Here is a 13,302-nt window from a genome sequence, read left to right as displayed (position 1 = left end):
GGTTTCAATTCAGCTCATCAGTTGATACCCAACATCCCACTTGAATAAGCATCCCGCAAACGAGGAGCGAAGTGCGTGAGTTGAAGGCGGTGCGCGCTTACAATGACAAGGGCGCCCAAGCGCCCCTTTGCATATCAGGCCTCGTCTCTCAACACGCGCAACAGATACTGACCATAGCCATTCTTGGCCAACGGTGCTGCCAGTCTTGCCAACTGCTCCGAGTCAATCCAGCGCATTCTATAAGCCAACTCTTCAGGACAGGCCACCTTGAGCCCTTGACGATGCTCGAGGGTTGCAATGAACTGACTGGCCTCCAGCAAGGACTCATGGGTACCGGTATCCAACCATGCATACCCTCGCCCCATGATTTCGACCGACAGGGTACCCTGTTCCAGATAGGTGCGATTGACATCGGTAATTTCAAGCTCGCCGCGAGGTGAGGGCTTGATTTGCTTGGCGATATCGACGACCTGGTTATCGTAGAAGTACAGACCGGTCACGGCATACTTGGACTTCGGCTGCTTGGGTTTCTCTTCCAGGCTAACCGCCTTGCCGGCCTTATCGAACTCGACCACACCATAGCGTTCAGGGTCATGAACGTGGTAGGCGAACACGCTGGCCCCCTGTGGTCGCGCCATCGCACTACCCAAAAGCTTTTGGAAGTTATGGCCGTGATAGATATTGTCACCCAGCACCAAGGCAGAAGGATCGCTTCCAATGAACTGCTCGCCAATGAGGAACGCCTGGGCCAGACCATCTGGAGAGGCCTGTACCGCATATTGGATATTCAAGCCCCACTGACTACCGTCACCAAGAAGCTGTTCGAAGCGCGGGGTATCCTGAGGCGTGGAGATGATCAAGATATCGCGAATCCCCGCCAGCATCAGCGTGGTCAAGGGATAGTAGATCATCGGTTTATCGTAGACCGGTAACAACTGCTTGGAAATCGCCAGCGTCGCTGGATGCAGACGGGTACCGGAACCACCAGCCAGGATAATACCTTTACGTTTCATTTAATTACTTTCCTTGAATTTCAACCAGCATCCGGGCGACGCCCTGATGCCAATCTGGCAAGCTCAGCTCAAAGGCCCGCTGTAGTTTCTGGATATCGAGCCGTGAATTGGCCGGGCGCTTTGCTGGCGTAGGGTAGGCATCAGTGGTCAACGCCTTGACCTGTTCGGCGCGGACCTTCAGCTCCACACCAAGCTCCGCCGCTTGCTCAAGGACATAACGCGCATAGCCACACCAGGTAGTCTCCCCTGCTGCCGCCAGATGATATAAACCGCACAGCTCAGGATTGCTGCGCACGGCACGAACTGCATGGGCAGTGACGTCGGCAATCAAATCAGCACCCGTTGGAGCGCCAACCTGATCGTCAATCACCGCGAGGCTGTCGCGCTCGGCAGCCAGACGCAGCATGGTCCGCGCAAAGTTACTGCCGCGAGCGGCATAGACCCAGCTGGTGCGCAAGATCAGATATGCACAGCCGCTGGCCTGGATTGCCTGCTCACCCGCCAGCTTGCTTTGCCCATAGACATTCAATGGCGCAACCGGAAGGTCTTCCCGCCACGCCGTGGCACCGCTGCCAGGAAACACATAGTCGGTGGAATAGTGCACCAAAAGCGCCCCGCAGGCCTTCGCGGCCCTCGCCAGCACTTCCACTGCCTGTGCGTTGATCAAGTGCGCTCGCTCAGGTTCGGACTCAGCTTTATCCACGGCAGTGTAGGCCGCCGCGTTGACAATAACGTCGGGAGCGATGCTCGCAACAGTCTTGGCCAAGCCCTCGAGGTCTGCGAGATCGCCACAAAACGCTTCGCTACGCGCATTGAGTGCCACCACCTGCCCTAGTGGCGCGAGACTGCGTTGCAGCTCCCAGCCCACCTGGCCATCCTTCCCTAAAAGGAGGATTTTCATGCCGTACGATCCGCGTAGTTCTGCTCGACCCAGTCTCGATAAGCACCAGACTGGACGTTTTGCACCCACTCTTGGTTATCCAGATACCACTCGACCGTTTTACGAATACCCGTTTCGAACGTCTCGGCAGGCTTCCATCCCAGCTCGCGCTCGAGCTTGCGGGCATCAATGGCGTAGCGGCGGTCATGACCTGGGCGGTCCGTGACATAAGCCACCTGCTCACTGTAGGACTTGCCATCGACACGCGGGCGCATTTCATCCAGCAACGTGCAGATACGCTGGACGATGTCCAGGTTCGGCTTCTCGTTCCAGCCGCCGACGTTGTACACCTCACCCACCCGCCCAGCCTCGAGCACACGGCGGATGGCACTGCAGTGATCCTTGACGTACAGCCAGTCGCGAATCTGTTGGCCGTCGCCGTAGACAGGCAGGGCTTTCCCCGCCAGGGCATTGACGATCATCAGCGGGATCAGTTTTTCCGGGAAGTGATACGGTCCATAGTTGTTGGAGCAGTTGGTGGTCAACACCGGCAGGCCGTAGGTATGGTGGTACGAGCGCACCAGATGGTCGCTGGCCGCCTTGCTGGCCGAGTATGGGCTGTTTGGCTGGTACTGGTGGGTTTCAGTGAACGCGGGCTCGTCAGCGGCCAGAGAGCCATACACCTCATCGGTGGAAACATGCAGGAAGCGGAAACCCTGGCGCGCCTCTTCACCCAGCGCCCCCCAGTAGGCCCGTACGGCTTCGAGCAGGCGGAAGGTGCCCATGACGTTGGTTTCGACGAAAGCCTCGGGACCGTGAATCGATCGGTCGACATGGGATTCGGCTGCGAAATTGATGACCGCACGAGGCTTGTGCTCTTCCAGCAAGCGCGCCACCAGCTCCGAATCTCCGATATCACCATGTACGAACACATGACGCTTATCGCCTTTCAGGCTGGCCAGCGTTTGCAGGTTTCCCGCGTAGGTGAGCTTGTCGAGATTGATGACTGTCTCGCCTCCAGCGGCAAGCCAATCCAATACGAAGTTCGCACCGATGAAACCAGCGCCACCTGTAACCAATATAGTCATATGTCTGTTTTTCCGATATTTGAACTCGAACCCGACCATGTTCGAGCTTCGTAAACCAGCGTCACTCCCTCAGGAAGGCCGCATCTTCAATCACTCGCTGCCGCCAGACACTACAATTCATGGCGTCGACGCTGATAAAGCCAATCAACGATTTCTTCGCTTGGCGTATAACCGCTGACCGTATCCCTGAGCAACTGCCGCACCATCGGGTATTCATCACGAGCGATAGCGCCCAACAATGCCTCCAGGCGTTGCTTGAGCACCTCCCAGGGCAGGTAATCCTCGTTGGCGCTCATGATCATCGGGTGGCGAGTACCCAGCACATTATCTCCGATCAGCAGCTCTTCATAGAGTTTCTCGCCAGGCCGCAGCCCACTGAACTCAATGGCAATATCACCATGCGGATTGCGCTCGGAGCGCACGCTCAAGCCGGAGAGATGAATCATCTTTTCCGCCAACTCGACGATCTTCACCGGCTCGCCCATGTCCAGCACGAACACGTCGCCGCCCTGCCCCATGGAGCCCGCCTGGATCACCAATTGCGCCGCCTCGGGGATGGTCATGAAGTAACGGGTGATCTTCGGGTGGGTGACGGTCAGGGGCCCACCCGCCTTGATCTGCGCATGGAACAATGGGATCACCGAACCGGAAGAACCCAGCACGTTGCCGAACCGCACCATGGTGAAGCGGGTCTTGTTGACTTGGGCAACATTGCCGACATCGCCCATGAGCGTCGGCGCACGCTCGTTGCTCAAGGCCTGCAGTACCATCTCGGCCAGGCGCTTGGTGCTGCCCATGACGTTGGTCGGACGCACGGCCTTGTCGGTGGAAATCAACACGAAGTTGGCCACCTGGGCCTGCAACGCAGCCTGGGCCGTATAGAGCGTGCCGATGACGTTGTTCTGCACCCCTTCGGCAATGTTGTGCTCGACCATGGGCACATGCTTGTAGGCCGCGGCGTGATAGACGGTATCCACCTTCCAGGCCTGCATGATGTCCAGCAGCTTGCGCTGGTCACGCACCGAACCCAGGATAGGCAGCAACTGCACGCCAAGCTGGTCTTGGGCGATGCGTTCTTCCAGCTCCTTGGCGATGCTGTACAGGTTGAACTCGCTGTGTTCGTACAACAACAACGTGCGTGGCCGCTGACCGACGATCTGCCGGCACAGCTCCGAGCCGATCGAGCCACCGGCGCCGGTCACCATCACCGTGTTCCCGGCAATGCAGCGCGCCAGCAGGTCCTGCTGGGCGGGCACGGCATCGCGCCCTAGCAAATCGGCGATATCCACTTCCTGGATATCATCCACCTTGACTCTGCCGCTCGCGAGGTCCATGAAGCCTGGCACGCTGCGCACATGCAGCGGGTAGCCTTCAAGCAGGTTGAGAATTTCGCGGCGCCGGCTGCGGCTTGCCGAGGGCAGCGCCAGGAGGATTTCCTCGGCCCCGGTGGCGTCGATCATGCGCTGCAGATTCTTGGGGGCATAGACCTGCAACCCCGCGATCATCCGGTTGGTCAGGCTGGCATCGTCATCGATGAACGCTACCGGGCGCATGGCCTTGCCCATGCGCAGGGCGGCCATCAGCTGGTTACCTGCCGCGCCAGCGCCATAGATAGCGACCCGCGTGGACGCCTCGCCCTGATTGAAGCGCCCTCCCTGGGTAGCTGCGCTGTTGAACCAGTCGCCCAGGAAATATTGGCGCATCAGCAAGCGCAACCCGCCGAGCATGATCATGCTCAGCCACCAATAGTTGAAGGTGATCGAGCGGGGCACCACATTGTCTTTGTTGCCCACCCAATAGATGAGTAGCCCCAATACCAGCGCCGACAGCGTGACCGCCTTGATGATGGTGATCAACGCGTCATTACCGAAATAACGCAGTACCGCCCGGTACATGCCTACCCGGATGAACAACGGAATGGCCACCAGCGGCGCGCAGATGAACAGCCATGAGTGATCACGCAGCGGGTCGATCACATCATCGATACCCAGCCGCACCAGGAATGCCAGCCACAGCGCGACCCACACCAGCACCACATCCGCCGCGACCTGCAGCAGACGCTTGTGCCGCCGTGACAATCCCAGCAATCGAGCGCGCAGCTTATCCATAAAACCCCTGCAAGCGTTATCCGACACTAAACCATTCCCTATTCATCTCACTTTGCCGGATGCTCGAGCGCACCGGCGCGCCAACGCGCCGCCAACAACACCAGCGGCAGGTAGGCAATCACCACGCCCAACACACCATCGAGGCCCAGCAGTGCCACGCACAATGCCACTGGCAGCAGCCAAGCCACATTGATCGCCATCACCGCCAGCGTCACGGGCAAGTGCCGCCCATAGTGGCGCGAAGCGAACTGGTAGCCGTGACTACGGTGAGCTTCGTATACCTTGTCGCCGCGCAACAAGCGACGCAACAGGGTGAACGTGGCGTCTACCACGAACACGCCCAGCAAGATCAGCCAGCACCAGAATAGCTGTGGCGAATGCCAGGCCGCCTGCAGCGACAGGCCCGCCAGGACGATACCGAGAAAACCGCTGCCGGCATCGCCCATGAAGATCTTCGCCGGCGGGAAGTTCCAGAACAGGAAACCCGCCGTGGCCGCAGCCAGCAACAGGGGCAAGGTCATCAGCTCGGGCGTGCCGGTCAGCATCGCGATCACGGCCATGCCGACGCCGACGCTGATGGCCTCCAGGCTGGCGATGCCATCGATACCGTCCATGAAATTGTAGAGGTTAAGCATCCACACGCTGTACAACGCTGCCAGGAGGTAACCGAACCACTGCAAGTCCAGGTGCATGCCCGCGAACTCCAGGGGGGCCAGCCCATCGAGCCAGAACAGCATCCAGGCCGCGGCGGCGAAATGGCCAAGCAGGCGCCAACGCGCAGCAATATGGCCATGGTCGTCCATAAAACCTATTACCGCCACCAACGCGCCAGCCCCGCCGATACCCATCAGCACGGCAGGCGGCGCCCAACCGAGCACAGCCAATACCGGCAAGGATGCAAGGAAGGTCACCACGATCGCTACGCCGCCGCCGCGGGGCGTGGGGACGGTATGCGAACTGCGCGCATTGGGTACATCGATGATCTGCCGGCTCAAGGCGTAACGACGCAGAACTGCTGTCAGTAGCAGAGAGGCCCCGAGAGCCAAAGGAAGCAACCACCATCCTGTCATTGTTCACGCTCTTTCAAAAAATGTTCGGCTGTCGCCTTGAATGCCTGTTCGACGCTGACCGGTGGCGTCCAGCCCAACAGCTCGCGGGTCTTGTCGATATCCACCTGCAGCGAGCCGCACAGACGCTGGGCCAGGGCGCCCTTGCCGAGCAAGATGGCAGTGCCACGCAGCCAGGCCGCCGGCACCGGCAGCAACCGCGCGGGCTTGCCCAGTGCCACGCCAAGACCAGCCAGCAACTGGGTCGTGGAGAGGTCTTGCCCGTCGCTGACCAGGAAGGTCTGGTTGGCGGCGGCTGGGTGATCGACACAGGTCACCAACAGGTCGACCAGGTTGTCCAGCGCCACCAGGCTACGCGCATTGTGGATAGCGCCAAAGGGCAGCGGCACACCCTTGCCAAGCCAGCCGAGCATGCTGCGGAAATTGGCTTTGACCCCAGGGCCATACACCAACGGCGGGCGCACGATGACCACTTCCAGCGAGCAGTCGCGGGCCAGTTGGCGCAGCGCCGCTTCAGCCTCGTGCTTGGAGATGCCATAAGGGTCCTGCGCGGCGGGTTGTTCATCGGCGGTGAACGGCCGGCGGCCATCGGTGGTTTCACCATTGACCTTGACGGAACTGACGAAGATAAACCGCTTCACCCCGGCCCGTGCTGCCGCGCGGGCGAGATTGAGAGTGCCCTCGACATTGACTTTGCGAAACTCAGCCAGGGGATCCTGGGCAGTCTCGTTCATCACATGTACCCGCGAGGCGAGATGGATGACGCTATCGATGCCAGCGAACACTGCCGGTTCCGAGGGAATGGCGCACAGGTCATCGATCAGACGGTACTCGATACCCGGATGTTCGCCATCGGGGATGCGCCGTACCAGCGCCCGCAGCGGTGCTTTACCTTCGAGCTGCAGCCGACGCATGAGTGCACTACCAACGAAACCAGTAGCACCAGTGATCAGAAGCCCTGCGCTCATTTGCCCGCCCCAACCATCGCCAGTGCCAGGTAAAACACGGCGAAAGACAGCTGGTCCCTGGGCCGGCGTCGGCACTGCCTGCCCTTGCACGCCAGCCTCAACAGCGCGCCGCGATCCAAGCGCCGCCATTGTTTGACAAAAGGATCGTCAGCCAACCCGACCAGCCGGGCGATCAGACGTGACTGCCCCAACCACCAGCCATTGAGCACCTTGGCCAGGCGTGTCTTGTAAGCACTGATGCCGCTGTTTACACCAACCTGGTTGCTGGCATGTTGTCGGTAGCGCATGAGCGGCTGGTCGTCTATATGCCAGCGAAAGCCATTTGCCCTGGCGAAGGCATAGATGTACCAGTCATGCAGGCTGACCCGATGCAAGTCTTCGCCTTGGCTGCGCAGGTTCGCCTGCAACGCTTTCATCAGGTCGCGATCAAGCAGGTAAGTGCAGCCAGGCCCGGCTGCCTCGAATAAATGGTCGTGGGCGACTTGAGGCTGCGACTTCCTGACAATCCGCTCGCGGCCATCAGGCCAGAATGCCAGAACGTCCGATGAAAAACCGTGAACGGGCTGTTGCTGTAAAACCTCACAGCCGCGCGCCAGCTTGCCATCGAGCCAGATATCATCCTGGTCGGCCAAGGCGAAGAAATCATGATCGTCTGCTGCCGCGGCCTCGATCAACCTGAAGAAATTCGGGGCCGCGCCACCAAAACGCAAGCCGTGAGGCAGCACCTTGACGCGCGGCTCGGTCCGCGCGAGCTCGTCGACCCAGGCTTCGGTGCCATCGCTGGAGCAATCGACACTGACCAGCAAAGTCACTGACACGCCGCGCTGGTCGAGGATGGAGCGCACCTGCTCCTCGATGAATGCGCGGCCATTATAGGCGGCGAGCAGGACTAGACATCTCGGTGTCATTACGGTTCACGGCCCCGTTCAGGAGCCCCTTCTAGCAGTCGGTTCAACATTACCTATCCACAGCACTTGGAAATGACTTATCTGCAAAGCACAGCCGCAGGATCATGACAGCCGCCATTTTCGGCATCACTGGAAACGCCCTTTACCCATGCGCTTTCGCACCCCATCCGCCACCGCGCCGAGCAACAGACGCAGGGCAGAAGCACGTTTGGCTGAATACCACGAATAGCAACATAGGTAATAAGGGACCTTGAATACCAGTTGCAGCCTTGTCGAAACCGAGAGCGAGCTCCATAAAGCCAGGAACACGGCGTTGCGCACGATGAAGTAGTTCCTGAAGTCCGAGTGCAGCAACACGCGCCGCCCCAGCAGGGTGACGAACTCATCGCCGATACTGTGCTTCATCGTCACCGACGGGACAAGGTAACACCCATAGCCTGCCAGCGCGGCCCGTTCGCCCCACTCGATATCGACGAAGTCGATGAACAGGTTGTCCTGCATGCCGCCAATGCGTTCGAGCACCGACAGGCGAATCAGCGAACCCGAGGCGATGATATAGGTGGAACGTACTGGCTCCGTCGCGGCAAGGTCGATTGCTGTCTTGCGCGGGCCAAACAGGCCAGACACGATGGCTGGAGCCGGGTCACCTGTCTTGTCATCGACGAAAACCGGGCCAACGGCAGCAACCGCCATGCCAGCTTCAAGCAGGCGCGCCTCCTGGCGCGCTAGTCGCACCACCGTCTCTGGCGCGAGCGCGCTGTCCTGATCCATCAACAGCACATGACTTAATCCGTCGCGCCTGGCCAGTTCAATGCCACGGTTATGCGCAGTGGCTATACCCAGGTTTTCATGCAATGGGTGATACAGGATCTCAGGCATATCAAGGATTGTTCCATAATCCTCACGCCGCCCACCTGGAGTATTGTCGATGACATATACCGCGCCGACCTGTCCAACGACACTCGCGACGAGTCGCTGCAGCAGTACCTGATCCGGTCGATAAAGCACCACGACCGCCCCTACTCCCGACACGGTAGTCTTTTCGAGAGACTCGCTAAAAAGTTGCGCATTGCTCATGCCAGGCCACCGTCAGCTGAGAGTCCCAATACGGATATCACCACGTTCATAACGTATTCCAATAATCAGGCCTGACCGTCAACTGGCTTATGACGGCGCGATGACTTGAGCAAAATTGCGATGCTCGCCACCATGAAGATCCAGTAGACCAGGTTGTTTACGGCGTAAGCCTTGACCACACCCTGCAAGCCATCACTTCCCGTAAACCAGACGGTCAGCCCATAAAAAAGCGCAGCGAAGATTATTTCGCTGACGATATAAAGCTTGTACATTGCCTTGCCGAGCATAACGGAAGCGACAAGCCAACTGCCCAGCTTCAACGTATCACCCAGTAACTGCCAGGCGAACAACTCACGCATCGGCAAAAAATCCGGCGTGAAGAGTAGATGAATGATGAAATCGCGCAGCAAATAGATTGTCACCGAGCCCACCACCGCTGCCGGCAAAATCAGTTTATAGCCGGAGCAGATCTCACCGAAAATCGCGCGTGCACCCCTCAACTCCGACAACCGAGGCAAATAATAGACACTCAAAGTCATGGTGACGATGATCAGGTACGCGCTGCTCAAGCGCCACATAGCCTCCCAATATCCTGCAGCGTCGGCGCCGAACTGATGGATCAGGTGACTGCGAATCAATACCTGGGCAGCCGGTAGGCATATTGCAGCTGTCACTGCCATCGCAGCGAACTTGAACAGGTCACGCACAATTGCCAGATGCCATTTGCCCCACAGCAAATGCAGCTTGAACCAAGCCGCCCGCCTGCACACGGCAACTGTGGTCACGAAGATTGCACCTTGGCTAATCCCAATGGACAGCAGCGCCCCATACAAGCCATACCAATGAGCCAGCAGGCTGGTCAACGCCAAGGAAACCAGACTGGCGCTGATGCTAGCAATGACATAACGGCCAACTTCCTTGCGGCCATTGAGGATCGCCAGCAAAAGAGCATGGAGGGTGAAAAATGACAGCGACAGCGCCACGGCAATGAATACGCCGTAGAGCCCCTGATCATGCAAAAAATACCCTGCTAATTGACGACTGAACAGGCCAACCAGCGCGGCGATGACTAACGAGTTGACCGCCGCCAACGCCGTGGCCGATTGCCAAACCTTCGCTTGTCGCTGCGGATCATCTGCGTACTCCGCCGTGTACTTGGTGACACCCGTGTTGACCGCGCCGATCGAAAGCGTAGTGATCATCGCCAGCGCATTCTGCAGTTGGCCGATTACCGCATAGCCTGATGGCCCCGCGTAAACGGCCAGCACCTTATTCAACACAAACAGACTGAGCGCCTTTACCAGCACGGCAATCCCGTTCAGAAAACTGGTCTTGACCAAGGACATCAGTCGCTCACCACGGGTTGGTATGCGCTACACAGTTCGGCACAATGCGAAACGGTGAGCACATGGAGGTGGAGAACCTTAATCATCTAAATTCGTCTTCATGGCTAATTCTGCATGACATTCGCCAACACTGCGGTCGATGGCTACCGCGTCGCCCATACAGCTAATAACGCGCACATTCCACGCCCTTTCCTTGACGCTCAGCTTTGGCTGACTCAGCAATCGCCACTCATGAGCTGCGCATAGCCTTGCGCCTCCCGATCCTTCTCACTGACGATCAGCCCACCCTGAAGAGGCCAGGCAATCGCTAGATCCGGATCATCCCAACGGATGCTGCCTTCGCATTCCTTGTGATAGACGTCAGTCGTCTGGTAGAGGAAATGCGTGTTGTCCTCCAAGGCCACGAAACCGTGCGCAAAACCTTCTGGAATCCACAAGATGTAATTGTTTTGCGCATTTAGCTCCACCCCCACCCACTGGCCTTCGGTTGGCGATCCCGGGCGAATGTCGACGGCAACGTCGAACGCCGCACCTTGGGTCACCCTCACCAGCTTGCCCTGGGCATGGGGCCCATGCTGAAAATGCAAGCCTCGAAGGACACCTTTTTTCGAGACAGAATGGTTACCCTGAACAAAGGGCCGCGGAACAGGCAAACCTAACTTGCCAAGCTCCGCATGGAAGCGCGGTTCATTGAAAGACTCCATGAACCACCCCCGATCATCGGCGTACACCACGGGCTCGATCAATACGACATCGGGAATGGACAACTGAGTTAACTTCATGAGCAGCCTATTACTGTGGAGTGGCTACAGCACATTCAATCCAATATTCAGCGCTCATCCGAGCCGCCGATCACCGGGCTTGACCTGTACTGCAGCGATTCAGCCATGCGGAACTGGCCATCCACCACACCTAGCTGGAACATTCAGCCCGGAGCGTGAAATGCGCCATTCGAAAGGGCGCTATTTAAGCACAGTTAGGCCGAACTGTGCTTGCCGACACGCGCGAAACGGCAGCCCCGAATGCTGTGCGCAGCCCCACTAACCAATCGACACCAGCATCCCCGAGCCTTGCGCCCGTCGCTCCAGCACCCCGGCCAAGGCCAGCTTGGCCCCCTGCTCGCCATGCACCAGCACCACCCGCCTCGCCGGCTGCTCGCGACATAGCGCGAACCTGACCAACCCCTCTTGGTCCGCATGCCCCGAATACCCCTCGAGCGTCACCACCTTCGCCCGAATGTCATACATCCGCCCATCCAGGTCGATCCGCACAAACCCTTCAGCCCCTTCACTGGCCTGAATCACCGCACCAGGCGTGCCCTTGGCCTGATAGCCCACGAACAGCACCTCATGTCGAGGATCGCCGAGCATCGCCTTGAGATAATTGACAATTCGCCCACCGGAGCACATGCCATTGCCGGCAATCACGATAGCCGGGCGCCCGGTGCTTTTCAGGTAGTTCACCACCTGCTGGTGGCGAGCATGGCTATCGATGCTGACCAGTTGGCGAAAGCCCAGCGGATCGCGCCCCCGAGCCACTCGATCCCTGGCCTCCTGGCGCCAGTACTGATGTAAATCCCGGTACACGTCGGTGATACGCCTGGCCAATGGCGAATCAAGGATGATCGGCAACTGCGACCAGTCAGGGAAGTCACCTCGCGCCTTGTCGGCCGGCTGGTTCAGCAAGGCTTTGTGATAAAGAATATCTTCGATCTCGCACAACAGCTCCTGGGTACGCCCCAGGCTGAATGCAGGAATCAAAATCGTCCCCTCGTCGGCAAGGGCGCGGTCAATGACCTGCTCGAGCCGCTGACGACGCTGACTGCGATCGGCATGCAGACGATCGCCATAGGTGCTCTCCAGCACCAGCAGGTCGGCGCGCTCCGGCGGCACCACTGGGCGCAACAGGGGATTCTGCGCCGCCCCAAGATCACCGGAGAACACGATGCGCAGAGCACTCTCGGCGCCCTTCACATCACATTCGACATAGGCGGAACCGAGCAGGTGCCCCGCACGCTGCAGCCGTATTGCACAGCGTAGCGAAGGCTCCTCGATCAGCACCTGCCAGTGATCGAATGGCAATGGGACGATACGCTGCCGCACAAATGCCACATAGCGGGCAACCTCGGCAGGCTCGCTACTGATCGCGAGCCGATAGGCATCTTCAAGCACCAGCGGCAACAATTGCGCCGAAGGCTCGCTGCAGTAGATCGGGCCACGAAAGCCCGCCGCGAACAGCGCAGGAATGCGCCCGACATGGTCCAGATGTACATGGGTAACGATGAGCGCTTGAACGCCCGCGACGTCGAAATCAATCGCCGCGGACACCGAGCCGGCCCCGTCAGCCATGCCCTGTTCCAGGCCACAGTCGATCAATAGACTGGTCGCGGGATCAAGATGCAGCTGGTGACACGAGCCGGTGACACCACGGCTGCCGCCATGATGAGAAAGGAAGGGGTAGGTCATTGCGCCAAAGCCTTGAGTCAGGGGAAAGAGCGCCTTATTAAGTCACCCCCTCAACCACCAACACAGCGCGCAAAGGCCACACCTGGAGTGAGAAACGTCCTTAATGTCCGGCCAAGGCATCCTTGCGGGCACTGGCGCGAATCTTGCGCTTGCCGCGCATCAGGCCATACGCCCCCAACAGTGGGCCTACCGCCAAGCCCAGCACCAGCGCCGCGAGCACCAGCACCGCCAGCGGTACCGCCGGGGCCGACCAGCCAAACAACACCAGGGAAACGGCCTGCTGATTTTCCAGGACGAAGAACAGCACTACTGCCGCCAACAGCAGCACGAACAACGCCAGCAAGGCGCGCTTGAGGTTACGCATCGGATCGCTCCTTGAATG

At 59.1% G+C, this 13,302-nt stretch carries 12 protein-coding genes; all 12 read right to left on the bottom strand.

The features are described from left to right. Positions 1-134 precede the first annotated feature (134 nt). The gene (gene rfbA, locus ACODS5_RS18195) at positions 135-1,013 is read right to left on the bottom strand and encodes a glucose-1-phosphate thymidylyltransferase RfbA (RefSeq protein WP_489109328.1); all 879 of its coding nucleotides are present in this window, start codon (positions 1,011-1,013) and stop codon (positions 135-137) included. A 4-nt stretch (positions 1,014-1,017) separates the two neighbouring features. After that, the gene (rfbD, locus tag ACODS5_RS18190; RefSeq protein WP_489109327.1) at positions 1,018-1,914 is read right to left on the bottom strand and encodes a dTDP-4-dehydrorhamnose reductase; all 897 of its coding nucleotides are present in this window, start codon (positions 1,912-1,914) and stop codon (positions 1,018-1,020) included. Beyond that, entirely contained in the window at positions 1,911-2,981 is a 1,071-nt protein-coding gene (rfbB, locus tag ACODS5_RS18185) for a dTDP-glucose 4,6-dehydratase (RefSeq protein WP_489109342.1), read from the bottom strand. Before rfbB ends, rfbD begins: the two co-directional genes overlap by 4 nt. 110 nt (positions 2,982-3,091) lie before the next feature. Further along, positions 3,092-5,089 (bottom strand): polysaccharide biosynthesis protein, encoded by a 1,998-nt coding sequence (locus ACODS5_RS18180; protein ID WP_489109326.1) that lies wholly within the window; start codon positions 5,087-5,089, stop codon positions 3,092-3,094. Positions 5,090-5,136: 47 nt separating this feature from the next. Next, positions 5,137-6,159 (bottom strand): MraY family glycosyltransferase, encoded by a 1,023-nt coding sequence (locus tag ACODS5_RS18175; protein ID WP_489109325.1) that lies wholly within the window; start codon positions 6,157-6,159, stop codon positions 5,137-5,139. Further along, on the bottom strand, positions 6,156-7,124 hold the full coding sequence (locus ACODS5_RS18170) for a UDP-glucose 4-epimerase family protein (protein ID WP_489109324.1): 969 nt from the start codon (positions 7,122-7,124) through the stop codon (positions 6,156-6,158). The genes ACODS5_RS18175 and ACODS5_RS18170 overlap by 4 nt, the downstream gene beginning before the upstream one ends. Beyond that, positions 7,121-8,032: a glycosyltransferase gene (locus tag ACODS5_RS18165; RefSeq protein WP_489109323.1), complete on the bottom strand. Its 912-nt coding sequence runs from the start codon at positions 8,030-8,032 to the stop codon at positions 7,121-7,123. Before ACODS5_RS18165 ends, ACODS5_RS18170 begins: the two co-directional genes overlap by 4 nt. A 126-nt stretch (positions 8,033-8,158) precedes the next feature. Then, positions 8,159-9,109, bottom strand: coding sequence for a glycosyltransferase family 2 protein (locus tag ACODS5_RS18160; protein ID WP_489109322.1), 951 nt, complete (start codon positions 9,107-9,109; stop codon positions 8,159-8,161). Positions 9,110-9,174: 65 nt separating this feature from the next. Next, the gene (locus ACODS5_RS18155) at positions 9,175-10,455 is read right to left on the bottom strand and encodes an O-antigen translocase (RefSeq protein WP_489109321.1); all 1,281 of its coding nucleotides are present in this window, start codon (positions 10,453-10,455) and stop codon (positions 9,175-9,177) included. Between the two features lie 215 nt (positions 10,456-10,670). Beyond that, positions 10,671-11,237, bottom strand: a complete 567-nt coding sequence (gene rfbC, locus ACODS5_RS18150; protein ID WP_489109320.1) for a dTDP-4-dehydrorhamnose 3,5-epimerase — start codon at positions 11,235-11,237, stop codon at positions 10,671-10,673. 258 nt (positions 11,238-11,495) lie between these two features. After that, on the bottom strand, positions 11,496-12,920 hold the full coding sequence (locus tag ACODS5_RS18145; protein ID WP_489109319.1) for an MBL fold metallo-hydrolase RNA specificity domain-containing protein: 1,425 nt from the start codon (positions 12,918-12,920) through the stop codon (positions 11,496-11,498). Positions 12,921-13,020: 100 nt separating this feature from the next. Further along, positions 13,021-13,284, bottom strand: a complete 264-nt coding sequence (locus ACODS5_RS18140) for a lipopolysaccharide assembly protein LapA domain-containing protein (protein ID WP_134689243.1) — start codon at positions 13,282-13,284, stop codon at positions 13,021-13,023. Positions 13,285-13,302: the final 18 nt, after the last annotated feature.

It is taken from the genome of Pseudomonas sp. FG47 (assembly GCF_057809115.1).
Note: the sequence above shows the minus strand (reverse complement) of the source record. Positions and strands in the feature narration are given on the sequence as shown.